At 69.4% G+C, this 25,481-nt stretch carries 26 protein-coding genes; 21 read left to right on the forward strand and 5 right to left on the reverse strand.

The features are described 5' to 3' along the window. From BR07_RS0108615 to BR07_RS0108640, 6 genes are all read left to right on the forward strand, one after another. Positions 1–720, forward strand: a complete 720-nt coding sequence (locus tag BR07_RS0108615; protein ID WP_027505100.1) for an AMP-binding protein — start codon at positions 1–3, stop codon at positions 718–720. Between the two features lie 54 nt (positions 721–774). Beyond that, the gene (locus tag BR07_RS0108620; RefSeq protein WP_027505101.1) at positions 775–3,468 is read left to right on the forward strand and encodes an MGH1-like glycoside hydrolase domain-containing protein; all 2,694 of its coding nucleotides are present in this window, start codon (positions 775–777) and stop codon (positions 3,466–3,468) included. A 9-nt stretch (positions 3,469–3,477) separates the two neighbouring features. Next, positions 3,478–4,584 carry a zinc-binding dehydrogenase gene (locus BR07_RS0108625; protein WP_027505102.1) on the forward strand — a complete coding sequence of 369 codons (1,107 nt, stop codon included), beginning with the start codon at positions 3,478–3,480 and terminating at the stop codon, positions 4,582–4,584. A 35-nt stretch (positions 4,585–4,619) separates the two neighbouring features. After that, complete coding sequence (dapB, locus tag BR07_RS0108630; RefSeq protein ID WP_027505103.1) at positions 4,620–5,372, forward strand: 4-hydroxy-tetrahydrodipicolinate reductase; 753 nt, start codon at positions 4,620–4,622, stop codon at positions 5,370–5,372. A gap of 70 nt (positions 5,373–5,442) precedes the next feature. Further along, a complete protein-coding gene (locus BR07_RS0108635) occupies positions 5,443–5,865 on the forward strand; it encodes a hypothetical protein (protein ID WP_197027766.1) in 423 nt (140 codons plus the stop codon). Beyond that, entirely contained in the window at positions 5,862–6,314 is a 453-nt protein-coding gene (locus BR07_RS0108640) for a flavodoxin family protein (protein WP_027505105.1), read from the forward strand. Before BR07_RS0108635 ends, BR07_RS0108640 begins: the two co-directional genes overlap by 4 nt. Here the strand turns inward: BR07_RS0108640 and BR07_RS0108645 are convergent, their stop codons facing one another. Both BR07_RS0108645 and BR07_RS0108650 read right to left on the reverse strand, forming a co-directional pair. Beyond that, positions 6,315–6,968, reverse strand: coding sequence for a DUF3105 domain-containing protein (locus BR07_RS0108645; RefSeq protein WP_037185318.1), 654 nt, complete (start codon positions 6,966–6,968; stop codon positions 6,315–6,317). It abuts the gene before it with no gap. Between the two features lie 38 nt (positions 6,969–7,006). Then, positions 7,007–7,777, reverse strand: coding sequence for a trans-aconitate 2-methyltransferase (locus BR07_RS0108650; protein WP_027505107.1), 771 nt, complete (start codon positions 7,775–7,777; stop codon positions 7,007–7,009). Between the two features lie 122 nt (positions 7,778–7,899). Between BR07_RS0108650 and BR07_RS0108655 the strand changes: the two genes are divergently transcribed. From BR07_RS0108655 to BR07_RS0108675, 5 genes are read left to right on the forward strand one after another with little or no spacing between them, the layout of a single operon-like run. Then, entirely contained in the window at positions 7,900–8,811 is a 912-nt protein-coding gene (locus BR07_RS0108655) for a DMT family transporter (RefSeq protein ID WP_027505108.1), read from the forward strand. Further along, positions 8,804–10,045 carry a winged helix-turn-helix domain-containing protein gene (locus BR07_RS0108660; protein WP_027505109.1) on the forward strand — a complete coding sequence of 414 codons (1,242 nt, stop codon included), beginning with the start codon at positions 8,804–8,806 and terminating at the stop codon, positions 10,043–10,045. Before BR07_RS0108655 ends, BR07_RS0108660 begins: the two co-directional genes overlap by 8 nt. 26 nt (positions 10,046–10,071) lie before the next feature. Continuing rightward, on the forward strand, positions 10,072–10,845 hold the full coding sequence (thyX, locus tag BR07_RS0108665) for an FAD-dependent thymidylate synthase (RefSeq protein ID WP_051613195.1): 774 nt from the start codon (positions 10,072–10,074) through the stop codon (positions 10,843–10,845). Between the two features lie 57 nt (positions 10,846–10,902). Then, a complete protein-coding gene (dapA, locus tag BR07_RS0108670; RefSeq protein ID WP_081821173.1) occupies positions 10,903–11,859 on the forward strand; it encodes a 4-hydroxy-tetrahydrodipicolinate synthase in 957 nt (318 codons plus the stop codon). After that, the gene (locus tag BR07_RS0108675) at positions 11,859–13,883 is read left to right on the forward strand and encodes a ribonuclease J (protein ID WP_027505112.1); all 2,025 of its coding nucleotides are present in this window, start codon (positions 11,859–11,861) and stop codon (positions 13,881–13,883) included. The genes dapA and BR07_RS0108675 overlap by 1 nt, the downstream gene beginning before the upstream one ends. 78 nt (positions 13,884–13,961) lie before the next feature. Here BR07_RS0108675 and BR07_RS0108680 read toward each other — a convergent pair whose 3' ends face one another. Continuing rightward, positions 13,962–14,735 (reverse strand): sulfite exporter TauE/SafE family protein, encoded by a 774-nt coding sequence (locus BR07_RS0108680; RefSeq protein ID WP_027505113.1) that lies wholly within the window; start codon positions 14,733–14,735, stop codon positions 13,962–13,964. Positions 14,736–14,771: 36 nt separating this feature from the next. Here BR07_RS0108680 and BR07_RS0108685 point away from each other — a divergent pair, with 36 nt between their 5' ends. The 3 genes from BR07_RS0108685 (at position 14,772) to BR07_RS23875 (ending at position 19,532) form a co-directional block, all read left to right on the forward strand. Beyond that, positions 14,772–15,401 (forward strand): TIGR03085 family metal-binding protein, encoded by a 630-nt coding sequence (locus tag BR07_RS0108685; RefSeq protein WP_027505114.1) that lies wholly within the window; start codon positions 14,772–14,774, stop codon positions 15,399–15,401. Between the two features lie 66 nt (positions 15,402–15,467). Continuing rightward, positions 15,468–18,179, forward strand: a complete 2,712-nt coding sequence (locus BR07_RS0108690) for a DNA translocase FtsK (protein WP_027505115.1) — start codon at positions 15,468–15,470, stop codon at positions 18,177–18,179. Positions 18,180–18,443: 264 nt separating this feature from the next. Beyond that, positions 18,444–19,532, forward strand: a complete 1,089-nt coding sequence (locus tag BR07_RS23875; protein ID WP_081821174.1) for a TerC family protein — start codon at positions 18,444–18,446, stop codon at positions 19,530–19,532. Between the two features lie 76 nt (positions 19,533–19,608). On the opposite strand, the gene BR07_RS0108700 is transcribed toward BR07_RS23875, so the two are convergent. Together BR07_RS0108700 and BR07_RS0108705 are read right to left on the reverse strand one after the other, a co-directional pair. After that, on the reverse strand, positions 19,609–19,893 hold the full coding sequence (locus BR07_RS0108700) for a YciI family protein (protein ID WP_027505116.1): 285 nt from the start codon (positions 19,891–19,893) through the stop codon (positions 19,609–19,611). 37 nt (positions 19,894–19,930) lie between these two features. Further along, positions 19,931–20,413: an amino-acid N-acetyltransferase gene (locus BR07_RS0108705; RefSeq protein WP_027505117.1), complete on the reverse strand. Its 483-nt coding sequence runs from the start codon at positions 20,411–20,413 to the stop codon at positions 19,931–19,933. Between the two features lie 284 nt (positions 20,414–20,697). Here BR07_RS0108705 and pgsA point away from each other — a divergent pair, with 284 nt between their 5' ends. From pgsA to BR07_RS0108750, 7 genes are all read left to right on the forward strand, one after another. Next, complete coding sequence (gene pgsA, locus BR07_RS0108710) at positions 20,698–21,252, forward strand: CDP-diacylglycerol--glycerol-3-phosphate 3-phosphatidyltransferase (protein ID WP_027505118.1); 555 nt, start codon at positions 20,698–20,700, stop codon at positions 21,250–21,252. A 201-nt stretch (positions 21,253–21,453) separates the two neighbouring features. After that, a complete protein-coding gene (locus BR07_RS0108720) occupies positions 21,454–21,804 on the forward strand; it encodes a helix-turn-helix domain-containing protein (RefSeq protein WP_027505119.1) in 351 nt (116 codons plus the stop codon). A gap of 161 nt (positions 21,805–21,965) precedes the next feature. Next, positions 21,966–22,784 (forward strand): phage shock protein PspA, encoded by an 819-nt coding sequence (gene pspA / locus BR07_RS0108725; protein ID WP_027505120.1) that lies wholly within the window; start codon positions 21,966–21,968, stop codon positions 22,782–22,784. 31 nt (positions 22,785–22,815) lie between these two features. Beyond that, positions 22,816–23,655: a phage shock envelope stress response protein PspM gene (pspM, locus tag BR07_RS0108730; protein ID WP_231476266.1), complete on the forward strand. Its 840-nt coding sequence runs from the start codon at positions 22,816–22,818 to the stop codon at positions 23,653–23,655. Between the two features lie 198 nt (positions 23,656–23,853). Further along, positions 23,854–24,027: a hypothetical protein gene (locus tag BR07_RS27335; RefSeq protein WP_027505123.1), complete on the forward strand. Its 174-nt coding sequence runs from the start codon at positions 23,854–23,856 to the stop codon at positions 24,025–24,027. A gap of 34 nt (positions 24,028–24,061) precedes the next feature. Then, positions 24,062–25,240: a glycosyltransferase gene (locus tag BR07_RS0108745; RefSeq protein ID WP_027505124.1), complete on the forward strand. Its 1,179-nt coding sequence runs from the start codon at positions 24,062–24,064 to the stop codon at positions 25,238–25,240. 35 nt (positions 25,241–25,275) lie between these two features. Next, positions 25,276–25,470: a DUF3046 domain-containing protein gene (locus BR07_RS0108750; protein WP_027505125.1), complete on the forward strand. Its 195-nt coding sequence runs from the start codon at positions 25,276–25,278 to the stop codon at positions 25,468–25,470. Positions 25,471–25,481 lie beyond the last annotated feature (11 nt).

Consider the following 25,481-nt stretch of genomic DNA (forward strand, 5'->3'; position numbering starts at 1 on the left):
ATGACCGGTCTCCATCCGCGCGGCGTGCTCGACGCACCGCCGTCGTCGGCGCTCCAGAGCGGTATCGTCGCCGCGATCGACGCGGTGGCGCGGCGGAACCCGTCGAGTCTCGCGCTGGTCTCACCCGCCGACTCGATCACCTACGGCGAGCTCGCCGTGGCCGCCAGAAACCGCGGAGCCGCGCTGCGCCGTGCCCACTCCCGCGACCGCGTCCCGCTCGCCGTACTCGCCGACGGCTCGGTCGACGCGGTCACCTCCGTCCTGGCCGTCCTCGCCTCCGGGCATCCCCTGTTCGCCGTCGACGCCGAACTTCCCGACGTGCTCCGCGCGCACGCCTGCGCGGCCGTCGGTGCCGTACCGGCCGCGTCGGTGACGTTCGATGCTCGTCGCGACGCCGTCGTGGATCACGAGGGTGTCTGGTGGGAGTCGCCCGCCTGGGATCAGGGTCTCACCGAAGCCGGCCGGCCCACCGCACTCGACGCCTGGCGGCCCGCCCTCGTCGCGCTCGGTCCGGGCACGACCGGACGCGTCACCGTCACGCACGAGGAGTTGGCCGCGTCGGTGTCCGATCTCGCCGTCCGTGCGGGTCTCGCGCCGGGCACTCTCTTCGACCTGTCCCACCCGTCGGCCTCGGTCGCGGGTCTCGTCGGACTTCTGGCCGGTCTGGTCACCGGCTGCACCGTCAGCGCGCCCGGACGGGGATTTCCCGCGGCGGTGTGACGCCCGGGCCTCCGGTGCGATGCACGTCCGCGTCCGTCGGGGCACACTGTGGCGGTGACCGACGCCGCAGATCAGCCTGCACACCCGACCGTCGAGCACTCTCGGCTCGCCGAATCGCCCGGAGCACAGAGCGCCTGGCGTACCTGGGGCCCGTATCTCGCGGGCCGTCAGTGGGGCACCGTGCGCGAGGACTACTCCGAGGACGGTAACGCCTGGGAGTCCTTCCCCTTCGACCACGCCCGCTCGCGCGCCTACCGATGGGGCGAGGACGGCCTCGGGGGCATCTGCGACCGCTTCGGCTTCCTCAATTTCTCGGTGGCCCTGTGGAACCGGCGCGATCCGATCCTCAAGGAGCGGCTGTTCGGACTCACCAACGGTGAGGGCAATCACGGCGAGGACGCCAAGGAGTACTGGTGGGCGCTCGACGGAACGCCCACCCACAGCTGGATGACCTGGCTCTACCGCTACCCGCAGGCCGAGTACCCCTACGAGGGGCTGCGTGAGGCGAGCCGCGCGCGCACGCGCATGGACCGCGAGTTCGAACTGGCCGACACCGGGGTGCTGGACGAGAACCGGTTCTTCGACGTGGTCGTCACCTACGCCAAGGCGTCGCCGGACGACGTGTGCATCGTCGTCGACGTCACCAATCACGGGCCCGAGGCCGCATCGGTCGACGTGGTGCCGCATCTGTGGTTGCGCAACACGTGGTCCTGGGGGCGCGACGATCGCACCGCCTCCATCGTCGACGTCACGGCGGACGCGCTTCCCGGTGACATGGCCGTGGTGCGTGCGGAGCACGGTTTTCTCGGCCGGTACCACCTCGCCGCTCAGGGTGATGCGCGAGTGCTGTTCTGCGACAACGAGACCAATGCGGTGGAGCTGTTCGGCGCCGCGGAGAACCTCTCGGCCTGGACGAAGGACGGCATCGGGCGGCGCATCGTCGAGGGCGACGAGTCGGCCGTCAATCCGGACGGCACGGGGACGAAGAGTGCGTTCTGGTATTCGCTCGACGACGTGGCGCCCGGCGAGACCCGCAGCATCCGTCTCCGGTTGAGCACCGCGGTGCCGGACTCGTTCACGTTCGGCCCCGGCTTCGACGCGGTCCTCGCCGACCGACGGTACGAGGCGGACCAGTTCTACGACCACGTCATCGGCCCGGATCTGTCCGCGGCCGACCGCCACGTCGCACGGCGCGCCTACGCCGGCCTGCTGTGGTGCAAACAGCTCTACCGCTACGACGTACGCGAGTGGGCGCAGGGTGATCCGGTGGGAGCGTCGGCGCCGCAGTCGCGACTCGACGCGACCGCCCGCAACCATGCCTGGTCGCACTTCTCGCTCGCGGACGTCGTCTCCATGCCGGACGAGTGGGAGTACCCGTGGTTCGCCGCATGGGATCTCGCCTTCCACACCATCCCGCTGGCGCACGTCGACCCGGACTTCGCCAAGGAACAGCTCGTGCTCATGTGTCGCGAGTGGGCGATGCACCCCAACGGTCAACTGCCCGCGTACGAGTGGGAGTTCGGAGACGTCAACCCGCCGGTCCACGCGTGGGCGGTGTGGCAGGTCTACCGCATCGACGGACACCGCGACCGTGAGTTCCTGGTCCGGGTGTTCACCAAGCTGTTGTTGAACTTCTCGTGGTGGGTCAACCGCAAGGACGCGGGCGGCTCCAACATCTTCGAGGGCGGCTTCCTCGGGATGGACAACATCGGGATGTTCAACCGCTCGGAGCCACTGCCTCCCGGTTTCCGACTCGAGCAGTCCGACGCGACCAGTTGGATGGCGTTCTACTGCCAGCAGATGTTCAAGATCGCGATCGAACTGGCACGCCACGACTCCGCCTGGGACGACGTCGCGACGAAGTTCTTCGCGCACTTCCTGTCCATCGCGGAGGCCGTGGGATCCTTCGGGTCGGCGCAGATGTCGCTGTGGCACGAGGAGGACGGATTCTTCTACGACGTCCTCGCCCCACCGCACGGTGACGCGGTGCCGCTGCGGGTGCGCTCGATGGTGGGCCTCCTGCCGATCCTGGGGGCCACCGAGATCCCGTCGTGGGTGCCGAAGGAGTGTCCGGACCTGACGTCTCGCTTGCGGTGGTTGCAGCACCGGAGACCGGATCTGGTGTCCCCGATGATGTCGCGCAACGACAACGGGACCTGGCGCATGCTCCTCGCCCTCGTGGATCCCGATCGGCTGCGGCGCATCCTCGAGCGCATGTTCGACAGCGACGAGTTCCTGTCGTCCTTCGGTATCCGGTCGCTGTCCGCGTCCTACCGCGACGGCGTCACGATGGAGGTCGAGGGCCGATCACTGTCCATCGAGTACGAGCCGGGGGAGTCCCGCACGTCGATGTTCGGCGGGAACTCGAACTGGCGCGGCCCGGTGTGGTTCCCCGTCAACGTGCTGCTCGCCGACAAGCTCCGCGCCTACGGTCGCTACTTCGGCGACACGTTCACCATCGAGATCCCCACCGGGTCCGGCGTGCAGCGCACCCTGGTCGAGGCCGCCGAGATCATCGAGAACGGCCTCGCGGACCTGTTCCGCGTGCGCGGATCCGGTCGGCCGTCGGACGGCGATCGCATCGAGTCCTCGGACGATCCGCTGTGGTCGGAGCATCCGACCTTCAGCGAGTACTTCGACGGGGACACCGGAGAGGGGCTCGGCGCCAGCCATCAGACCGGCTGGACCGCGCTGGTCGCGCATCTTCTCAATCCCAGAGTGCCGCAACCGCCGACGCCGCCGGGTTAACGTGGCGGCATGAAGATTCGCGGAGCTGTCCTGGATGAGATCGGCCGTTCGCGGCCGTTCGCGGAGTCGCGTCCCCTGACGGTGTCCGAGCTCGAGCTCGATCCTCCCGGCGAGGGGGAGATCCTCGTACGCATCGAGGCGGCGGGGCTGTGCCATTCCGATCTGTCGGTGGTCGACGGCAACCGCGTGCGCCCCGTCCCGATGCTGTTGGGGCACGAGGCCGCGGGCATCGTCGAGGGCGTCGGCCCGGGGGTCGATCTCGCGCTCGGCACGCGCGTGGTGATGACCTTCCTGCCTCGATGCGGTGAGTGCTCGGGGTGCCGGTCGAACGGGCGCACACCGTGCATCCCCGGCAGCGCGGCCAACAACGCCGGCACTCTGCTCGGCGGAGACGTGCGGCTGCGCCGCGACGGCGTCGAGATCAAGCACCACCTCGGGGTGTCCGGTTTCGCGACGCACACGGTGGTGGACCGCCGGTCGGTGGTGCCCGTGGGCGACGACGTCCCGCCGGCCGTCGCCGCGGTGCTCGGGTGCGCGGTGCTCACCGGCGGCGGCGCACTGCTGAACGCCGCGTCCCCCACCGAGGGCGACACCATCATGGTGGTGGGGCTCGGCGGAGTGGGCATGGCCGCGGTGCTCACCGCGGCCTCGCTCGGACTGGGCGACGTCATCGGGGTCGATTCGATGCCGGAGAAGCTGGAGACGGCCCGCGAGTTGGGCGCCACGTCCGTGTACACCCCGCAGGAACTGGCCGAGTCCGGCGTACGTGCCCAGATCGTCGTGGAGGCCGCCGGCAACGCGCGCGCCTTCGAGACCGCTCTCGCTGCCACTGCTCCGGGCGGCACCACCGTGACAGTGGGCCTGCCGTCGCCGGACGCCCGAGCGTCGATCTCGCCCCTCACGCTCGTGGCCGAGGCGCGGACCATCGTCGGGAGCTACCTCGGGTCCGCCGTTCCCGAACGGGACATTCCGACGTACGAGCAGATGTGGCGCGAGGGCCGCTTCCCGGTGGAGAAACTGGTGTCCTCACGCATCACGCTCGACGGGATCAACCGGGCGATGGACGAACTGGCGGACGGCAAGGCGATTCGTCAGGTCATCGAGTTCGACCACTAGGCTGTCCCCGACAGTTCCAGGTGAGGGGTGAACAGGTGACAGAGGCGATACGTGTCGGAGTACTCGGCGCGGCCGGCAAGGTCGGCCAGGCGGTGTGCGAGGCCGTCGAGGCCGCGGCCGACACGGAGCTCGTTGCTCGCGTGGACAAGGACGACCGGCTCGAGACGTTCGCTGAGAACGGCGCGCAGGTCGTGGTCGACTTCACCCATCCCAGTGTCGTCATGGACAACCTGCAGTACCTGATCGGCGCCGGGATCCATGCCGTCGTGGGCACCACCGGGTTCGACGACGAGCGACTCGATCAGGTGCGGTCCTGGCTCGCGGACTCGCCCGCGACCGGAGTGCTCATCGCTCCCAACTTCGCCATCGGCGCCGTGCTGTCGATGGCGTTCGCGCAGCAGGCGGCACGCTTCTTCGACTCGGTCGAGGTGATCGAGCTGCACCACCCGAACAAGGCGGACGCGCCGTCCGGCACCGCGTACCGCACGGCGGCGCTCATCGCGGACGCGCGGCGCGCGGCGGGAGTGGGCCCGAGTCCCGACGCGACCACCACCGAACTCGACGGTGCGCGCGGCGCCGACGTCGACGGAGTGCGTGTGCACTCCGTGCGCCTCGCCGGTCTGGTGGCGCACCAGGAGGTGCTCCTGGGAACGCAGGGCGAGACTCTCACCATCCGGCACGACTCGATCGACCGCACCTCCTTCACTCCCGGTGTGCTGCTGGGCGTCCGGTCCATCGCGGCGCGGCCCGGGTTGACGTTGGGCATCGAACCGCTGATGGATCTGTGATGAGCAGCGGTAAGTCCGGAGGACGGTCGGAGTGAGCAAGTATTCGCGGGTGGTCGCGATCATCGCCGTGATGGTGTTGGTTCTCGGCGTCTACTTCGTCATCCTGGGCGGGCGGGGGATCGACTTCATCCAGCTCGGCGGTCCGGTGAACATCGGGCTGGGTATCGGTGTGCTGATCCTTCCGCTGCTGGGCCTGTGGATCGTGGCGGCGACGCTGCGGGCGGGTTTTCGGCACCAGCACCTGGCCCGTCGGATCCACGACGAGAATCTCGAGCTGGACGTCGACGACCTTCCGCGCATGCCGTCGGGGCGCATCGAGCGCGGCGCGGCGGATTCGCTCTTCGCGGACGTCAAGGCGGAGTACGAGAAGTCGCCCGACGACTGGCGCACGAACTACCGTCTCGCCCGTGCGTACGACTACGCGGGCGATCGCGGGCGCGCACGCGAGATCATGCGGCGCGCCGTGGAACTCGAGCGCACCGAGAGCGCGTGACCGTCCTGCTGGTGGTGCACCACACGGTGTCGCCGCCCATGGCGGAGATGCTCGAGGCGGTGCTGGCCGGGGCGCGGGATCCCGACATCGAGGGTGTCGACGTCCGGGTGCGCCCGGCCCTGGGTGCCACGATCGCCGACGTGGTCGACGCGGACGGCATCCTCCTCGGCACTCCCGCGAACTTCGGGTACATGTCCGGTGCTCTCAAGCATTTCCTCGACACGGTGTACTACCCGACGCTCGGGTCGATGAACGGAAAGCCTTGGGGCGCCTGGGTGTACGGCAACAACGACACTGCGGGCGCGGTGCGCGCACTGACGAGCATCGTGAGCGGATGGGGCCTCGAGCCGGCCGCGGTGCCCGTCGAGGTGACCGGGTTCGACGCCGCTGCGCGGGAACGGCTCGTCGAACTCGGTGGCACGGTGGCCGCGACGATCATGCCTGCCTGATCACTCCGGAAGGGTCAGCGGGGATGCGGGATCCGGCGCGCTCTCGACGAACGCCGGCGGGTTCGCCGTGTCGAACGTGGTGGGCAGGGTCGCGCACGTCGCGCCGGGCTCCGGGAAAGTGTTCGGATTCAGGCGCAGTGCCGAGACGAAACGGTCGATGCGCTCGTCGTCGCTGCTCTCCACTGCCAGGCGATGCCCCCACGACTGCAGCGAGATCCGGCGATCCATGCCCGGATACGGCGACATCATCAGGTACGGCTCGCCCTCCACCCGCGCGGCCAGCGCTGCGATCTCGCCGTCGTCGAGCGCTTCGGGATCGTATGCGATCCACACGGCACCGTGTTCGAGGGAGTGCACCATGTTCTCGGTGCGCACGGCCTCCGGATAGACCACGCCGGTGCACGTCGCCCACGCGTTGTCGTGTCGACCACCCATCGGCGGTGAGAAGGCGTACGCCACACGGTAGTTCGGCAGTACGTGGTAGGCGGGCGGGTAGTCGACCACCTCGATGCCGTCGAGCGCGAGAGAGGGGTCGGGATTGTCGGCGGTGGGCACCCACGCGTCGGCCGTCGGACGTCCCTCGACGGCCCTGCCGCAGCCCCCGGCGAGGAGGGCGGCCGACAGGATCAGGGGAACGAGCGCCGACCGAAGCATGATTCGAGAGTATCCGTCCGGCCGCACCGTCCTGCTCGTCAGCCGTTCCGCACCACCGCGACGACGAAGACGCGTCGGAACGGGAAGAAGGTGGTCCCGTCGGATCGTGCCGGGTAGGCGTCGGCCAACAACGGAGCGAGGTCGTCGCGGAACTCGTCCCGACCCTTCTCGTCGAGGAGGTCGAAGATCGGGGTGAGAGCGGTGCCGGAGACCCAGTCGAGAACGGGCCGGGCACCACGGAGTTGCTGGACGTACGTGGTCTCCCAGGCGTCCACGGCGCAACCCCGGGCGGCCAGCAGATCGGCGTACTGCTCGGGATCGTCCACGGCGTTCGCGTGCCGCAGCTCGAGAGTGGGAAGTCGCGGTGCCCAGGCGTCCGATGTCGCGAGGTCCCGGATGATGCGGTGCGACGGTGCATCGAAGTTGCCGGGCATCTGGACGGCGATCACGGCACCGTCCGGCAACTGGCCGGGCCAGCGCGCCAGCAGTTCCCGGTGTTCGGGCACCCACTGCAGAGTCGCGTTGGAGACGACGACGTCGGTGTCGGAGGACGGCACCCAGTCCCGCACGTCGAGCACGGTGGCGTCCAGACCGGCAGCGCGCGCGGCCGCGACCATGTCCGGCGAGTTGTCCGACGCCTCGACGGCGGCGTCCGGCCAGCGGTGCGCGAGCAACGCCGTCGCATTGCCCGGGCCGCAGCCGAGATCGGCGACGCGCCGGGGACTCCCGACAGAGATGCGTGCGATCAGTTCGCGGAACGGACGGGTGCGCTCGTCGGCGAAGGTGAGGTAGTCGGACGGGCTCCACATGATGGCTCCTTCGACGGGCCGGCAAACAGTACGCTTGTACTGTTACGCACGCTACGCCGGAGTGAGCAGCACTGTCCACCGGCGCTACGGTCGCTGGACACGTGAGGGTGAGGAGGCTGCCGGTGCAGTACCCGCGATCCGGTGTGGCGTTGCTCGTCGTCGCCGCCGTGCTGTGGGGGACCGGCGGTGTTCTCGGAACCGCGCTGGGTCGCTCCGCGGACCTCCCGTCCACCGCGGTCGCCGCGTACCGGCTCGGCCTCGGCGGGCTGATGCTCCTCGCGGTCGTGGCCGCGACCGGGGGTGTCCTGCCGCGCGGCCGACCTGTGTGGCGTCGCATCGCCGTCATCGGAACACTCGCCGCGGTCTTCCAGGGTGCCTACTTCGCGGCCACCGTCACGGCGGGCGTGGCGGCCGCGACCCTGGTGACCATCGGGTCGGCTCCCGTGGTGGTCGTCCTCGTGGAGTCGCTGACGGCACGTCGCCGCCCGGCGGGTGCCGTCGTGCGGACCGTCGTCGTCGGTGTCGCGGGGCTCGGGCTGCTCGTCGGTTCCCCGGCCGACGGCGATCTGCGGTCCACCGTCGTGGGCGGCGCTCTGGCGGTGGTGTCGGGCAGTGCGTTCGCGACGATGACCCTCGTCGGTCGTCGACATGCCGCGCAGGGCGACGACACCGTCGTCACCGGATGGTCGTTCGTGCTGGGCGGGGCGCTGCTCGCGGTGGCAGCGACAGCCACGGACCGCACGGCGCTGCTCCCGGTCGTGTCGGTGACGAGCATTCTCCTCGTGCTCAGCTTCGCCCTCGTCCCGACGGCTGTGGCCTACAGCGCGTACTTCCGCGGACTGCGGACCGCGGCGGCGTCGACGGCGGCGGTCGTCGCACTCCTCGAACCTCTCACCGGTACCGTCCTGGCAGTGATCCTGCTGGACGAACGACTCACGGCGGTGGGCGCCGTCGGTGCGGTGCTGCTCCTGGTGTCCGTCGTCGACGCCGGAGTGACCCACGCCCGGACGAACGCGGGCGGTGCCCATGCGTGAGCTGTCCGCGGCGGCAGCGCGTCGCACGGCCGTCGCGGCCCAGGGCTTCGGTCGAGCGCGGTCCGGTGCGGTCTCCGGCAGGCGCGCGGTGGCGGGTGTGGTGCGCTCGACGAAGTTGCTGCAGATCGATTCGGTGTCCGCGGCGGTGCGGGCCCACTACGCGCCGGTGTTCAGTCGGGTCGGTCCGTACGATCGCCAGGCTCTCGACGATGCGGCGTGGACCGACACGGCGCGATCGCCGCGCCTGCTCGTCGAGTACTGGGCGCACGAGGCGGCATTCCTGCCCGTCGCCGACTGGCCGCTGATGCGGTGGCGGATGGATCAGTACGAGCACGGTCGGTGGGGCGGCGCCGCGAGGGTCGCTGCGCGCAGTCCCGGACTGGTGGAGGACGTGCTCGACGCGATCCGCGACCAGGGGCCCGTCACCGCGCGAGAGCTCGAAGTTCTGTTGGATCGCCGGAGACCCGGCCCCAAGGGGCCGTGGTGGGACCACAGTGACGTCAAGGTGGTGTGCGAACAGCTCTTCGCCGGCGGCGTGTTGTCGGTACCGCGGCGGGAACGGTTCACGAGGCTGTACGACCTCGCCGAGCGCGTGCTGCCCCCGGACGTCGTGTCGCGACGGGTGGACGAGGTGGACGCGGTGCGTCAGCTCGTCGAGAAGTCGGCCGAGGCGATGGGGGTCGCCACGGCGGCCGACCTGCGCGATCACTACCGGCTGTCGGCGGCCCAGACCACTCGGGCCGTGGCCGACCTGGTGGACGCGGGCGTGCTGGTGCCCGTGACCGTGACCGGGTGGCGGGATCAGGCTTTCCTGCATCGGGACACCCGGGTACCGCGGTCGGTCGAGTCGGCCGCACTGCTGTGCCCGTTCGATCCGCTGATCTTCGGGCGTCCGCGCACCGAGCGTCTCTTCGACTTCCACTACCGCATCGAGATCTACACGCCCGAGCCGAAGCGGACGTACGGGTACTACGTCTTCCCGTTCCTGCTGCACGACGAGCTCGTCGCCCGCGTCGACATCCGGGTCGATCGCTCCGCCGGAGTGCTCACGGTGCCCGGTGCGTTCACCGAGCCCTCCGTCGACGCCCGCGGCCGCCGTGGCGAGGTGGCGGCGGCGCTGGCCGCGTCGGTGACGGAGATGGCGCGATGGCTGGACGTGGCCGACGTCGTGGTCGGTGACCGTGGTGATCTCGCGGCCGACCTGGGCCGCGAGGTACGCGCCGTCTCTCGATGACTCCGCCACCCCATAGTCTGTGTCGAATGTCCCAGCGTCCAGTGTCAGAGCATCGAGCCGGTGCCCCGTTGTCCGTTCAGCTCGTGGCCGCGACGTCCTTCACCCCTCCGTCGGAGGTGCCGTGGGAGACCGACGCCGACGGCGGTCAGGCGTTGGTCGAGTTCGCCGGCCGGGCCTGCTACCAGAGCTGGTCGAAGCCCAATCCGCGCACCGCGACCAACGCCGGGTATCTCAACCATCTACTGGCCGTGGGGAACTGGTCGGTGTTCGAGCACGCGTCCGCGAGTTTCTACATCACCGGCATCTCACGCTCCTGCAGTCACGAGTTGATCCGGCACCGCCACTTCTCCTTCTCGCAGCTCTCCCAGCGTTCGGTGTCCGAACGCGACGCGCTGATGGTCGTGCCTCCAGCTCTCGAGTCCGACGCGACGTTGCGTGAGTTGTTCCAGAATGCGACCGACTCGTCCCGTGCCGCGTACGACGCGTTGCTGTCCGCACTCGAATCGGAGACCGGTGCGGACTCGCCTGCGGTCGTCGCCGGGAAGCAGGCGCGGCAGGCCGCGCGCTCGGTGCTCCCGAACGCCGTGGAGACGCGCCTGGTGATGACCGGGAACTACCGGTCGTGGCGGCATTTCGTCACCATGCGGGCCTCCGAGCACGCGGATCTCGAGATCCGACGGCTCGCGGTGGCCTGCCTGCGGCGCCTCGTCGAGGTCGCACCCGACGTCTTCGCCGACTTCGAGATCGAGACACTGGCCGACGGAACGGAAGTCGCCAGGAGTTCGTACGCGGGGGAATAGGCGGCGCGGGTCGTGGGGGTCCGGCGGCCGGACGGGGACCGGGTAACCTTCCTGACCATGACCATCGGTGACACCGCGAGGACTGTCGACGCTGCGGGGACTGTCGACACTGCGGCACGAGTGCAGACGAGCAGCACGCCCTCGCCGTTCGGTGCCGTCTCCGTCGCGATGGTGACACCGTTCACTCCGGACGGTGCTCTCGACATCGACGCCTCCGTCGCACTGGCCGCGCATCTGGTCTCGAGCGGGTGCGACAGCCTCGTGATCTCGGGAACGACGGGCGAGTCGCCGACCACGACGGATCGCGAGAAGGCCGACCTGCTGCGCGCCGTGGTCGCTGCCGTCGGAGATCGCGCTCGCATCGTCGCCGGCGCCGGTACCAACGACACCGCGCACAGCATCGAACTTGCTCGTGCCGCCGCCGACGCCGGGGCACACGGACTGCTCGTCGTCACCCCGTACTACTCGCGCCCGCCGCAGGCCGGCCTGTACGCCCACTTCGTCGCCGTGGCCGACTCGACCGATCTGCCCGTCATGCTGTACGACATCCCGCCCCGCTCGGTGGTGCCGATCGAGACGGAGACGTTGCGTCGCCTCGCCGATCATCCGCGCATCCTCGCCGTCAAGGACGCGAAGGGCGACCTCGCCGCGGGAGCCGAACTCATCGCCTCGACCGGTCTCGAGTACTTCTCGGGCGACGACCCGCTCAATCTGCCCTGGCTGTCCGTCGGGGCCGTCGGCTTCGTCAGCGTCATCGGGCACCTCGTGCCCGGCAAGCTCCGGGATCTCCACTCCGCCTGGGCCGCGGGCGACATCGCCGCAGCGCAGGCCATCAACGTCGGTCTGCTCCCGATCGTGCGGTCGTTCGCCCGACTCGGCGGCGTCACGGGCTCCAAGGCGGGCCTTCGTCTTCTCGGCATCGACGTGGGGGAGCCCCGTCTGCCGCAAGTTCCACCGTCCACCGATCAGATCGATGCTCTGGCAGCCGATCTTCACCGTGCAGGAGTTCTTTGATGACTCGACCGCCCAGGCGGCGCAGTGCCACCCGTAGTGCCGGACCGCCCGCGGAACTTCCTCCGCAGGAACAGCAGCCCGCTCCTCCCGCACCGAAGGCCGAGGCCGCGCCCGTGCAGGACGCCCCCGCGGCGCAGGCGCCGGCGAAAGCCGCTCCCGTGAAGGAGGCGCCCGTGAAGGACGCGCCGACCGGCCGCGACCGCCAGTCGGGCGGCTCGCGATCGTCGAACGGCAACTCGGGCTCGGGTGGGGGCCGCGGTCCTCGGTCGCGTCCCGCGCGCACCCCGCAGAACTCCGCTGCCATCCAGCGACCCGATGCGCGCACGGTCGTGGACAAGACGCAGCGACTCGGAGCGCCGCCCAAGGCACCGAAGAACGGTCTCCGCGTCGTCGCCCTCGGCGGCATCGGCGAGATCGGCCGCAACATGACGGTCTTCGAGCACAAGGGCAAGCTGCTCATCGTCGACTGCGGTGTGCTCTTCCCCGAGGACGCACAGCCCGGTGTCGACCTGATCCTCCCGGACTTCCGTCACATCGAGAACCGGATGGACGACGTGGTCGCCCTGGTGCTCACCCACGGTCACGAGGACCACATCGGTGCCGTGCCGTTCCTGCTGCGCCTGCGCCCGGACATCCCGGTCATCGGCTCCAAGTTCACGTTGGCGCTGCTGGCGGCGAAGTGCCGTGAGCACCGCCAGAAGCCGAAGCTCGTCGAGGTGCGCGAGGGCGAGAGCACGAACCATGGACCGTTCGAGCTCGAGTACTTCGCGGTCAACCACTCGATCCCCGACGCGCTCGCCGTCGCCATCCGTACCGATGCCGGTGTCGCGCTGCACACCGGCGACATCAAGCTCGACCAGCTGCCGCTCGACGGCCGCCTGACCGATCTCGGCGGGTTCTCGCGACTCGGCGACGAGGGTGTCGACCTCTTCCTGGTGGACTCCACCAACGCCGAGGTGCCCGGATTCGTCACGCCCGAGCGTGAGATCGGCGGTGTCCTGGACACGGTCATCGGCAAGGCCAGGAACCGCGTGATCGTCGCGTCGTTCGCGAGCCACGTGCACCGCATCCAGCAGGTCATCGACGTCGCACACCGCTACAACCGCAAGGTCGCCTTCGTCGGGCGGTCGATGGTGCGCAACATGGCCATCGCCCAGGAGCTCGGGTACCTGACAGTGCCCTCGGGTGTCGAGGTCGACATGGACACCGCGACGAAGCTCGCGGACGACAAGCTGGTCCTGGTCTCCACCGGCTCGCAGGGCGAGCCGCTCTCCGCGCTGTCCCGGATGGCGCGGGGTGAGCATCGTCAGATCAACATCCGTGCCGACGACCTGGTCGTCCTCGCGTCGTCGCTGATCCCCGGCAACGAGAACTCCGTGTTCGCCGTCGTCAACGGGCTCGCGAAGCGTGGCGCCAAGGTGGTCACGCAGCAGAGCGCCAAGGTGCACGTCTCCGGCCACGCGTCGGCCGGCGAGCTGCTGTACCTCTACAACGCGGTCCGTCCCACCAACGCGATGCCCGTGCACGGCGAGTGGCGGCACCTGCGCGCCAATGCCGCTCTCGCGGTGTCGACGGGTGTGCCGGAGGAGCGCGTGGTGCTGGCCGAGGACGGCGTCGTCGTGGACATGGTCGACGGCCTCGCCGAGATCGTCGGCCAGGTGCCGGTGGGCCACGTGTACGTCGACGGCCTGTCCGTCGGCGACGTGGGCGACTCGACGTTGTCCGACCGCCTCGTCCTCGGTGAGGGCGGCTTCATCGCCATCACCATGGCCGTGGACACCACCACCGGCAAGTCCGTCGGCACTCCCGAGGTCTCGGGTCGCGGCTTCTCCGACGATCCCGCGGCACTGAAGGAAGCGGCGCAGCTGGTCGAGGCGGAGTTGGTGCGTCTCGCCGGCGAGGGTGTGCGGGACACGCACCGCATCGCGCAGTCGGTCCGCCGCATCGTCGGTCGCTGGGTGGCGGACAAGTACCGCCGCAAGCCGATGATCGTGCCGACCGTGCTCGAGGTCACGCCGAGCTGACACGGTCGCACTCGACAGGCCGGCCCCGGGGACACCCCGGCGCCGGCCTGTCGTGTCTCTCGCCCCGTCGTCGGCCGGCTAGGCGAGCAGGTTGTACAGACCGACGAGGCCCAGCAGGACGATGCAGGCACGCAGCACCCGCGGTGACAGACGCCGGCCGTACCGTGCTCCCACCGCGCCGCCCATCAGGGAGCTGACGGCGATGAGACCGGCTGCCGCCCAACTGATCCGGTCGAAGGCGAAGATGATGAACGATGCCGCCGCCACGACGTTGACCACGAGCGACAGCAGATTCTTGGCCGCGTTCATGCGCTGGATGTTCTCCGGCAGCAACGCTCCCATGACGCCCATCAGCAGAATGCCCTGGGCCGCGGTGAAGTAGCCGCCGTAGACACCCACGGCGAACGTCCCGATCACCAGCAGCACGAAGCGTCCGCGGCCGATCCCGGCGGCGGTGTCCGGCTCGGAGCGCTTCTGTGCCCAGGCCTGGATGCGGGGGCCGGTGACCACCAGGACCAGCGCCAGGATCAGCAGCACCGGAACCACGGCGGTGAAGGTCTTCTCGGGCAGGTGCTGCAGGAGCCAGGCACCGAGCACGCCGCCGAGCAGCGATCCGGGGAGCTGCCATCGCAACCGCGACCACTGGCCGCGTAGTTCGCGTCGGTAGCCCCATGCGCCGGAGGCGCTGCCTGCCACCAGTCCGATCGCATTGCTCATGGTCGCCGTGACGGGTGGGTAACCGAAGGCGATGAGAGTGGGGAACGTGATGAGCGTTCCTGACCCGACGACGGCGTTGATGCCACCGGCGGCGAACCCCGCGAGCAGCACGAGGACTATTTCGGAGACGGGCACACCGGCGACCGTACGACACGGCTAGATTCGTGTGTCATGAGCCTTGCGCACGACGAACGTCTGGAACTGGCCGACACGATGGCGAAGGTCGGTCCGGACGCTCTCACCCTGTGCGGTGACTGGACCGTCCGGGATCTCGCGGCGCATCTGGTGATCCGCGAACGCCGCCTGGATGCGGCTCCGGGCATCTTCCTGCCGCCGCTGGCGGGGTACACGCGCCGCGTGCAGGACTCGGTCGCCGCGGGGGAGTGGGTGGGCCTCGTCGACGACGTGCGCACGGGACCTCCGGTGTGGTCGCCGTACAAGCTCCTCGACGCGCAGATCAACCTCGGGGAGATGTTCGTCCACCACGAGGACGTCCGGCGGGCCGACGGATCCGCACCGACTCCGCGAGAACTGAGCGCCGAGATGCAGACCGCCCTGTGGGGTCTGCTGGGTCTGCTCGGCCGTGTCGCCTACAGGGGAGCCCCCGTGGCCGTGGACGTGGAGACCCCGGACGGTCGTCGGCGCACGTTCGGGAAGAAGTCGGCCTCGCGCCGGGTGGCGCTGCGCGGGGAGCCGTCGGAGTTGGTGCTGCACGCGTTCGGCCGCGATGCGGTGGTGCTGGAGTTCGACGGCGACCAGGCGGACGTCGCCGCGGTGAAGGGCCTCGACCGCGGCGTGTAAGAGCGGGCGAGCTGTTACTGGTGTTGCGGATGGTCCGGATGGGGTCGACCGACTAGCCTGACGGGTATGGCAGGCAAGACGAGTACGCGCGCGTCCCGATCCGGCGCGGCCGGATCGAGCAAGGCAGGCACCGGCACGAGTGGTGCCTCCACCGGACGCGGGCGGACGGTCACGACGCCGCGCAAGCCCACCGCCCCGCGGTCGTCCACCGGGCGCACCCCGGCGACTCGCTCGTCCGGTACCGCACGGTCGTCGTCCGGAGCCCGACCTCGCAGCGCCCCCAAGCGCACGATCTCGCCCGGTCGCGCGGCCCTGAACTCCGTGGGTCGCGGCATCGGCAAGGGGTGGGGCCTCGCCGCGCGCGGACTCGGTGCCACCACTCGCACCGTCGGCAAGGCCGCCGACATCGAACACGGCCACCGCCGCGACGGCATCGCCCTCGGGTGCCTCGCGGTCAGCGTGGTCGTCGCCGCCGGTCTCTGGTTCTCGGCCGGTGGCCCGGTCGGGGAGTGGATCGAGATCGGGCTGCGCGCCGTCGTCGGCAGCGCGGCCATCCTGCTGCCGCTGCTCGGCATCGGCGTCGCCGTAGCCCTGATGCGGACCGAACCCGCTCCCGACGACCGCCCCCGGCTCGTCCTCGGGTCTCTGCTCGTCGGCCTGCCGATGCTCGGACTCTGGCATCTGGGTTCCGGATCACCGGACGACCTGGCCGGGCGTGCGTCCGGCGGCGGCTTCGTCGGCTTCGTCGTCGGCGGTCCGCTCAGCAGCGGGGTCACCGTCTGGCTCGCCGTGCCGCTGCTCCTGCTCGCGGTCCTGTTCGGCGTCCTTCTCCTCACCGGGACGACCGTGCGCGACATCCCCGCGCGTCTGCGGACCCTGTTCGGTACGGCGAACCGCGGCGACGAGTACAGCGACTACGAGGACTGGGAGGAGGAGTCGCACCTCGGTGACTTCGCACCGGACGGGTACGACTCCGCGGGCTACGGCTCCTCGTACGACGAGTACGACCCGGCTCTGTTCGACGCCGACGGCTACCCGGTCGACGAGAAGCCGGCGAGGTCGCGCCGCCGCCGATCGTCCGCGCCGGCCGACGCGTACCCGGTGGAGGAGTCGGCACCGGTGGACGACGCTCCCACCGAGTACGTGCCGGTGCCGCCGCCCGTCCGCACGCGTGCGAAGGAACCGGTGGTCGAGCCGACGCCGAAGCCCGCTCCGGTCGTCGCGGCGACTCCGCCGAAGCCGAAGGAGGACGACAAACTCGTCGTGGACCGCGTCGTCGACGGCGACTACGTCCTGCCCTCGCTGTCCCTGCTGATCGACGGCGACCCGCCGAAGACGCGCAGCCAGGCGAACGACGCGATGATCGAGGCGATCTCCGAGGTCCTCGAGCAGTTCAAGATCGACGCCGCCGTCACCGGCTTCACCCGCGGACCGACGGTCACGCGCTACGAGGTCGAGCTCGGACCGGGCGTCAAGGTCGAGAAGATCACGGCGCTCGCCCGCAACATCGCGTATGCGGTGGCCACCGACAACGTGCGTCTGCTGGCCCCCATCCCCGGCAAGTCGGCGGTAGGCATCGAGGTGCCCAACTCCGACCGCGAGATGGTCCGCCTGGCCGACGTGCTGACGGCGCCCTCGACCCGCAAGGATCACCATCCTCTGGTCATCGGCCTCGGCAAGGACATCGAGGGCGACTTCGTCAGCGCCAACCTCGCGAAGATGCCGCACCTCCTGGTGGCGGGCTCCACCGGCTCGGGCAAGTCGAGCTTCGTCAACTCCATGCTGGTGTCGTTGCTCGCGCGGGCGACGCCGGAGGAGGTCCGGATGATCCTCATCGACCCCAAGATGGTCGAGCTGACCCCGTACGAGGGGATCCCGCACCTCATCACGCCGATCATCACGCAGCCGAAGAAGGCTGCCGCGGCCCTCGCCTGGCTGGTCGAGGAGATGGAGCAGCGCTACCAGGACATGCAGGCAAACAGGGTGCGCCACGTCGACGACTTCAACAAGAAGGTGAAGTCGGGCGAGATCACCGCACCGCTCGGCAGCGAGCGCGTCTACAAGCCCTACCCGTACATCCTCGCGATCGTCGACGAGCTCGCGGACCTGATGATGACCGCGCCGCGGGACGTGGAGGAGGCGATCGTCCGCATCACGCAGAAGGCGCGCGCGGCCGGCATCCACCTCGTGCTCGCGACCCAGCGCCCGTCCGTCGACGTCGTCACGGGCCTGATCAAGACCAACGTCCCGTCCAGGCTCGCGTTCGCCACGTCGTCGCTGACCGACTCCCGCGTCATCCTGGATCAGCAGGGTGCGGAGAAGCTCATCGGTATGGGCGACGCCCTGTTCCTGCCGATGGGCGCGGGCAAGCCCACCCGTCTGCAGGGCGCCTTCATCACCGACGAGGAGATCACCGCGGTCGTCGACTTCGCCAAGAACCAGGCGGAGCCGGAGTACCAGGAGGGCGTCACCGCGCAGAAGGCCGCGGAGAAGAAGGACGTCGACGCCGACATCGGCGACGATCTCGACGTGCTGCTCCAAGCCGTCGAACTCGTCGTGACGAGTCAGTTCGGCTCGACGTCCATGCTGCAGCGCAAGTTGCGCGTCGGCTTCGCCAAGGCCGGCAGGCTCATGGACCTGATGGAGACGCGCGGCGTGGTCGGCCCGAGCGAGGGATCGAAGGCCCGCGACGTCCTGGTCAAGCCCGACGAGTTGGACGGGCTGCTGTGGTCGATCAAGGGCGGGGATCCGGGAGAGTCGGACAATCCGGACGAGTGACGGTGGCCCCGTTGTGAATTGACTCTCACGCTAGCTGAGTTTTACCTGTGCATTACCCTTTGCGTGCCTCCATACGGCCGGGGCTGTGGCATGGTTGTTCTCAGGAGGGGAGTATCCCCAGCTTGCGAAGGACCCGTCAGCACGATCGAGCCCTGCCTCGATCCGGGTCATCGGCAGACACAGTGGTCACACGAGACATCATCACTGGTTCTGTGGGAGAGACCTCCGGAGCCCACCCATGGACTACCGGAGGTAGTTGCTCACATGAATGTCTCGTCCACAGTCTGGATCGTCACCATCGTGGTGATCCTGGGACTCTTCGTCTTCGACTTCTTCGCTCACGTGAAGACCCCCCACGAGCCGACCTTCAAGGAATCGGCGACGTGGTCCGTCGTCTACATCACGATCGCCATCATCTTCGGCGGAATCGTGTTCTGGCAGTACGGCGCGACCTACGGCGGTGAGTACTTCGCCGGGTACGTCACCGAGAAGGCGCTCAGCGTCGACAACCTGTTCGTCTTCCTCATCATCATGACGACGTTCGCCGTACCGCGTCAGTACCAGCAGAAGGTGCTGCTCATCGGCATCGTGATGGCGCTCGTGATGCGCGGTGGCTTCATCGCCCTCGGTGCCGCGGCCATCAACAACTTCAGCTGGGTCTTCTACCTCTTCGGTGCGTTCCTCATCTACACGGCCTACAAGCTCATCAAGGAGGCCGGGGAAGAGGAGGAGAACGAGGTCCAGCAGGACACCAAGATCATGAAGTTCGCCAAGAAGATCCTCCCCACCACGGACGAGTACCACGGTGATCGTCTGACGGTGAAGATCGACGGCAAGCGCGTGGTCACCCCGATGCTGCTGGCCCTGGTCGTCATCGGTTTCACCGACATCCTGTTCGCGTTGGACTCGATCCCGGCGATCTACGGTCTCACCACCGAGCCGTACATCGTCTTCACGGCCAACGCGTTCGCCCTCATGGGTCTGCGCCAGTTGTACTTCCTGATCGGCGGACTGCTCGATCGCCTGGTCTACCTGTCCTACGGCCTGTCCCTGGTACTGGCGTTCATCGGCGTCAAGCTCGTCCTCCACGCGCTCCACGAGAACGAGCTCGGCTTCATCAACGGCGGCGAGAACCTGTCGGTCCCCGAGATCAGCACCGGAGTGTCGCTCAGTGTCATCATGGGCATCCTGATCGTCACCACCGTGGCCAGCCTGCTCAAGACCCGCGGCGACGCGAAGCCCGCGGTGAAGGACGGCGAGACCGGAAGCCCGGTCCTCGGCGACGACACCACGGCCGCCTCGACCGGTACCACGTCGACCGGCGTCACGGACACCGAGCGCGACTCGCGCTGATCCGTCCCGCACGAGAACAGCCCGGCACCGAGAGGTGCCGGGCTGTTCGTGTGTCCGGTGGGTGCCGGAGGGCGGGTCACTCCGCGAGGACGCCCATCACCGGCTTCCACTCCTGGATCGCCACGGCGTCGACGAGCTTCTCCACCGCGAACGGGTCCTCGGCGAACAGCGTGCCCACCTGGTCCGCACTCTCACCCTTGACGATGATGGTCGCGCCGCTGTCGTCCGCGTACGGTCCCGCCACCACCACGATGTCGCGGGCGAGCAGATCCCGCAGCCAGTCGCGGTGCTCGGCGCGGACGCGGTCGCGTCCCTCGGCGGTGGCCGACGAGTACGTGTAGTTGACGAGGAAATGGGCCATCGATGTTCTCCTGCGGTGTGAGCGGGTGGTGGGTGATCTAGAGCGTGAGCAGCATGCGGGTGTTGCCGAGAGTGTTCGGCTTGACGTAGCTGAGATCGAGGAACTCGGCGACACCGGTGTCGTACGAGCGACACATCTCCGCGTAGACCTCGGCGGTGACCGGGGTCCCGTCGATCTCGGAGAACCCGTGGCGGGCGAAGAACGGCACCTCGAAGGTGAGCACGAAGATGCGGGAGAGCTGCAGTTCGCGGGCGACGTCGATCAACCGGGACACGATGAGGTGGCCCACGCCGTGGCCCTTGACCGACGGATCGACGGCGACCGTGCGGATCTCGCCGAGATCCGCCCACAGCACGTGCAGCGCGCCGCAGCCGGCGACGACACCGTCGACCTCGGCGACCCAGAACTCCTGGACCGCCTCGTAGAGGGTCACGAGATTCTTCTCGAGCAGGATCCGGCCCGCGTAGATGTCGATGAGTCGCTTGATCTCCGGGATGTCGGAGGTGCGGGCACGGCGCAGGCGCACGCGCTCGGTGGTGGACCCGGACGCGGTCCGGACGTCTGCGCGATCCTGCGCCGCCCGGGAGTCCGTCTCCGGATCGAGGTCGGAAGTCATGGGGTGAACAGTAGTCATCGGGCGTACCGATATTGTGACCGTGTGTCCCGCGCCGGTAACTCACGTCACGTCCCGAGAGCGGGCTCGGCGACGTGAGCGCTCAGTACGACGTCGGTCGTGGCCCCGGTGACGCGTCCGCGCCGACGCCGGACGCCGTCGTCGGCTCGGGCCCGCTCACTCCGGCTCCACTGCTCAACATCGCCAACGTCCTGACCGTCCTGCGGATCGCGCTGGTCCCGGTGTTCCTGTGGGCTCTGTTCGCGGACGGTGGCCAGGAGACCGGGTGGCGGCTCGCGGCCTTCGGGATCTTCGTCGTCGCGGCGATCACCGATCGCATCGACGGCCAACTGGCGCGCAAGCACGGGCTCGTGACGGAGTTCGGCAAGATGGCGGACCCCATCGCCGACAAGGCACTGATCGGGGCGGCCCTGGTCGGACTGTCCATGCTGGGGGACCTGCCCTGGTGGATCACCCTCGTCATCGGTGCCCGCGAGATCGGCATCACGCTCCTGCGGTTCGCCGTCCTGCGGCACGGTGTCATCCCCGCGGGACGCGGCGGCAAGCTCAAGACCCTCGTCCAGAGCGTGGCCATCGGGGTCTACGTTCTGCCGCTTCCCGACGCTGTGATCCCGGCAGCGATGGTGCTGATGATCGTGGCCGTGGCGCTGACCGTGATCACAGGCCTCGACTACGTGGTGCAGGCAGTGCGGCCGCGGGTCCGGACACCACACGACGGGCGATGAGCCGTCCGGTGCTCCGCCGCGTGCGGATCGCGGGCGGGGGTTAGGGTTCTCTCACCCGTTCCGACGGGTGTCCACACGCGTCGCGGGAACCGATCGGACCGTTCCGGCGTTGTAGGTGGACGAGGGTCGAGCGACGGTGCACCGACAGGCGTTCCCGCGGTCGACCACGACGTAGTTCGAACACGATGAAGGAGGGGCCACATGGCGCTGCTCTTGCGTGAGGCATTGGGCGACAGTCTTCGCCGCACACGGGTCGCTCAGAGCCGCACGTTGCGCGAGGTCTCCAACACGGCGCGCGTCAGCCTCGGGTATCTCTCGGAGGTCGAGCGTGGCCGCAAGGAGGCGTCGAGCGAACTGCTCAACGCCATCTGCGATGCCCTCGACGTCCCACTGTCGGACGTTCTGTTCGACGTGAGCGAATCGCTCACGGACACGATGGCGAGTGCGGCGGCGTCGACGGGTGTTCCCGCCGAGCGCGGTGCGGCCCACATCTCGGACGAGACGCGCGTGGTCATCCCGGCCCCGACCGCGCGAGCACTCGCCGCTGCCTGATCTTCGCGTCCCGTTTCCGACCATTCGTGGTTCGACATGGGATCATGGCGGGTACCGATCACAGACAGACCGCGTGTCCCGGACACGCGCAGCATCACCGGCGGTGACGGTCGCCAGCCGGGTCGCGTACGCGGCGGATCACATGGAGGCAGGAAGAACCGATGGCCAATCCTTTCGTCAAGGGCTGGAAGTATCTGATGGCTCTGTTCAACTCCAAGATCGACGAGAAGGCGGATCCGCAGGTCCAGATCCAGCAGGCCATCGAGGACGCCCAGCGTCAGCACCAGGCGCTCTCGCAGCAGGCCGCGTCGGTCATCGGTAATCAGCGCCAGCTCGAGATGAAGCTCAGCCGCCAGCTCGACGAGGTGGAGAAGCTGAACGCCAATGCGCGCCAGGCCGTCACCCTCGCCGACCAGGCCAATGCGGCTGCCGACGTCGAGAAGGCCACCCAGTACACCAATGCCGCCGAGGCGTTCGCGGCCCAGCTGGTCACCGCCGAGCAGAGCGTCGAGGACCTCAAGGTTCTGCACGACCAGGCGCTCCAGGCCGCCACCCAGGCCAAGAAGGCCGTGGAGCAGAACGCCATGACGCTGCAGGCCAAGGTCGCCGAGCGCACCAAGCTGCTCAGCCAGCTCGAGCAGGCCAAGATGCAGGAGCGCGTCAGCGAGTCGCTCCGCTCGATGGACTCCACGCTGTCCGCACCGGGCAACACGCCCAGCCTCGACGCCGTCCGGGACAAGATCGAGCGCCGTTACGCCAACGCGCTCGGCTCCGCCGAGCTCGCTCAGAACTCCGTGCAGGGCCGCATGATGGAGGTCCAGCAGGCGAGCGTCCAGATGGCCGGACACAGCCGCCTCGAGCAGATCCGTGCCTCCATGGCGGGCGACTCGCTCACCGCCGGCCCCTCCGCGGACGGCGTGTCCACGCAGAAGAACCTGTCGTCCCCGCAGGCGACCCCCGAGCCTCCTCAGGCCAACTGATCTGCCTGCACGAGACCCTCACGGAGCGTTGATGTCCGGACACGGCGACCCGCACCGACGGCCGTTGTGGCACGAGCGGCCCGCTGCTCCGGCCGAAGTGGGGCGCGCGGCCGACCTGGTGCGCGCCCGGGCTCGTGGCGTCGTGGACGTCACGCGGCCGTTCCTCGACGCCGCCAAGTCGTGGAACGACCCGCGGAAGAAGGCCGAACGGCGGATCCGTCGGACTCGCCGGCGGGCCACGCTCTTCGGTGCGGCGTCCGGGTCGATGGGCGTCGCCACCGTCACGGTGGCGGCCACGTCCGCACCCGACTGGATCGTCGTCGGGGGATCGGGCACCACGGTGTTGTTCGCGGTGCCCGCCGTGGCCGCGGCGGCGGCCTACCGACGGCTGCGGGCCCAGCCACTGCCGGCAGCAACGCCGGTCCGCCGTGCTCTGCCTCCGGTGGGCTCCGCCGCTCGCGAGCCCATCGAACGTCTCGCGGCCGCCGAACGCAGTCTGCACGAGCTGACGGGCATCCTCGCTCGATCCGGGGCGGTCGCCGCGGACGACGTGCACGACACGACCCGGATCGCCGCGGCCGCGTCGGCAGCCCTCACCGAGGTCGCGCACGACATCGTCGCGATGGAGAGAGCAGCGCTGGGAAGTCCGGCTGCAGCAGTCCATCTGTCCGGGTCCATCGGGTCCACCGCGGCCCGGTTGACGGACGGTGTGCACCAGTTCGACGGGCTCGTCGCCGCGGCTGCGTTGCTCACCGCGCCGGGCTCCTCCGGTTCGCTCACCGCACTCGACGCGCGACGGGACGCCCTCCAGTTCGCGTCCGATCGCCTCGAGGGTTGGGCATTCGGCCTCGAGCACCTGCAGAAGCCCTGACCTCGGCGACGGTCTCACCCCGACCGCGACCCTGAGATCGACGTACCGTCCTCGGGGTCGACCCCGATCTTCACCCTGAACTCCGGGACGATTCGGTGTTGTGCCAGTTCGGTTCTGGCAGTGTCGAACTCGTCGACGGATCGCCGGTGAACTCCACCGCGGCCGGCGACGAGAGTCCCCGACGAGAAGGAGTTCGACATGTTCTGGAAGATTCTCGGTGCGATCGTTCTGGTGTGGATCGGCATCGTCGTTCTCGGCGCCCTGCTGAAGGCGCTGTTCCCCCTGGTGGCGCTGGCCGTGGTGGGAACCGGTCTCTACTTCCTCTTCCGCGCGATGAGCGGCGATCGCGACTCGGCGAAGTCACCCTTCTGACGTCCCCGGTGCCGCGCTGACCTAGGCTTCGCCCATGCTCGTCGCGGTGGTCGCCGGCCCCGATGCGGGGCACGCCTTCCCTGCCGTCGCGCTCGCGAAGGCGCTGACGGCCGCAGGAGAGACGGCCGTGGTCTACACCGGCGATCGGTGGCTCGACGCCGCGCGAGCGGACGGGGTGGACACTCGCCTGCTGCCGGGACTGGAACCGCGACCCGAGGACGACGACGCGGACGCCGGCCGCAGAATCCACGAGCGAGCGGCCCACATGTCCTCGATGCTGCTGCCGGTGCTCTCCGAGGCGGCTCCCGATCTGGTGGTCTCGGACATTCTCACGGCCGGCGGCGGTCTCGCCGCCGAGCGGCTGGGAGTTCCCTGGGTGGAACTGTCTCCGCACCCGCTCTACCGGCCCTCCGTGTCGTTGCCCCCGATCGGGAGTGGTCTCGCACCGGGCACGGGACTGCGAGGTCGGTTGCGGGACACCGTGATGCGAGCTCTGACGGACCGCTCCGTCCGAGCGGGGCTGGCGCAGCGCGCTCGGGCGCGCGAGGGCGTCGGTCTGCCCGCGTCGGACCCCGGCCCCGCGCGGCGCCTCGTCGCGACCATCCCCGCGCTCGAGGTGCCGCGGTCGGACTGGCCGGCCGAGGCGCGGGTCGTCGGTCCGTTGTTGTGGGAGCCGACGACCGCTCTCCTCGACCCGCCGCCGGGGACCGAACCGCTGATCCTGCTGGCACCGTCGACGGCCGCGACCGGCGCCGTGTCCATGGTCGAGGCCACTGTCGAGGCGGCGGCGGCCTCACGTGCGCGCGGCCGGAGTCGTCGACTGGTGATCACCACGGTGGACGACGTTCCGGCCGGTCTACCGTCCTGGGCGGTGGGCGGACTGGGGCGCCAGGACGCGCTGCTGCCGCTGGCGTCGGTCGTGGTGTGCGGCGGCGGCCACGGGATGTTGGCGAAGTCGCTGTCCGTCGGCGTCCCGGTGGTCGTGATCCCCGGCGGGGGAGATCAGTGGGAACTGGCCAACCGCGCGGCCCGGCAAGGAAGCGCCACGATCGTGCGTCCGGTGTCCGCCGACGCCGTGGCGGAGGCGATCGACCGGGTGCTGAGCGACTCGACGTACGCCGCCGCGGCAGGTCGTGCCGCGGCGACCGCCGCCGCGGTCGAGGATCCCGTCGCGGTGTGCCGCAGCGTGATCGTCGACTCCCGCCCGCGCTGAGGGGGAGCGCGGACGTCCCGGGTTACGGTGACATGGTGCGCCTGACCGACTTCCACGACCGTGTCGCCGAACAGTTCGGAACCGTGACCGGGGACTCGATGCTGGTCGACCACCTGCTGCTGAGCCTCGGGAACCGCACCGCCGCGCAGGCCATCGAGGACGGCGAGGATCCGAAGGACGTGTGGCGCGCACTGTGCGTCGAGTTCGACGTTCCCCGATCGCGGTGGTGAACCTCCGGCGT

The organism is Rhodococcus sp. UNC23MFCrub1.1 (genome assembly GCF_000686025.1).
Lineage (GTDB): Bacteria > Actinomycetota > Actinomycetes > Mycobacteriales > Mycobacteriaceae > Rhodococcoides.

What these genes read in the sequence shown, in the direction of transcription:
- BR07_RS0108615 (WP_027505100.1), top strand. Translation starts at nt 1, where the DNA reads ATGACCGGTCTCCATCCGCGCGGCGTGCTCGACGCACCGCCGTCGTCG.
- BR07_RS0108660 (WP_027505109.1), top strand. Translation starts at nt 8,804, where the DNA reads ATGCGTGAGCTGTCCGCGGCGGCAGCGCGTCGCACGGCCGTCGCGGCC.
- BR07_RS0108650 (WP_027505107.1), bottom strand. Translation starts at nt 7,777, where the DNA reads ATGTGGAGCCCGTCCGACTACCTCACCTTCGCCGACGAGCGCACCCGT.
- BR07_RS0108675 (WP_027505112.1), top strand. Translation starts at nt 11,859, where the DNA reads ATGACTCGACCGCCCAGGCGGCGCAGTGCCACCCGTAGTGCCGGACCG.
- BR07_RS0108625 (WP_027505102.1), top strand. Translation starts at nt 3,478, where the DNA reads ATGAAGATTCGCGGAGCTGTCCTGGATGAGATCGGCCGTTCGCGGCCG.
- thyX (WP_051613195.1), top strand. Translation starts at nt 10,072, where the DNA reads ATGTCCCAGCGTCCAGTGTCAGAGCATCGAGCCGGTGCCCCGTTGTCC.
- BR07_RS0108635 (WP_197027766.1), top strand. Translation starts at nt 5,443, where the DNA reads ATGGTGTTGGTTCTCGGCGTCTACTTCGTCATCCTGGGCGGGCGGGGG.
- BR07_RS0108645 (WP_037185318.1), bottom strand. Translation starts at nt 6,968, where the DNA reads ATGCTTCGGTCGGCGCTCGTTCCCCTGATCCTGTCGGCCGCCCTCCTC.
- BR07_RS0108700 (WP_027505116.1), bottom strand. Translation starts at nt 19,893, where the DNA reads ATGGCCCATTTCCTCGTCAACTACACGTACTCGTCGGCCACCGCCGAG.
- BR07_RS27335 (WP_027505123.1), top strand. Translation starts at nt 23,854, where the DNA reads ATGTTCTGGAAGATTCTCGGTGCGATCGTTCTGGTGTGGATCGGCATC.
- dapA (WP_081821173.1), top strand. Translation starts at nt 10,903, where the DNA reads ATGACCATCGGTGACACCGCGAGGACTGTCGACGCTGCGGGGACTGTC.
- pspA (WP_027505120.1), top strand. Translation starts at nt 21,966, where the DNA reads ATGGCCAATCCTTTCGTCAAGGGCTGGAAGTATCTGATGGCTCTGTTC.
- BR07_RS23875 (WP_081821174.1), top strand. Translation starts at nt 18,444, where the DNA reads ATGAATGTCTCGTCCACAGTCTGGATCGTCACCATCGTGGTGATCCTG.
- BR07_RS0108685 (WP_027505114.1), top strand. Translation starts at nt 14,772, where the DNA reads ATGAGCCTTGCGCACGACGAACGTCTGGAACTGGCCGACACGATGGCG.
- pspM (WP_231476266.1), top strand. Translation starts at nt 22,816, where the DNA reads ATGTCCGGACACGGCGACCCGCACCGACGGCCGTTGTGGCACGAGCGG.
- BR07_RS0108720 (WP_027505119.1), top strand. Translation starts at nt 21,454, where the DNA reads ATGGCGCTGCTCTTGCGTGAGGCATTGGGCGACAGTCTTCGCCGCACA.
- BR07_RS0108690 (WP_027505115.1), top strand. Translation starts at nt 15,468, where the DNA reads ATGGCAGGCAAGACGAGTACGCGCGCGTCCCGATCCGGCGCGGCCGGA.
- BR07_RS0108745 (WP_027505124.1), top strand. Translation starts at nt 24,062, where the DNA reads ATGCTCGTCGCGGTGGTCGCCGGCCCCGATGCGGGGCACGCCTTCCCT.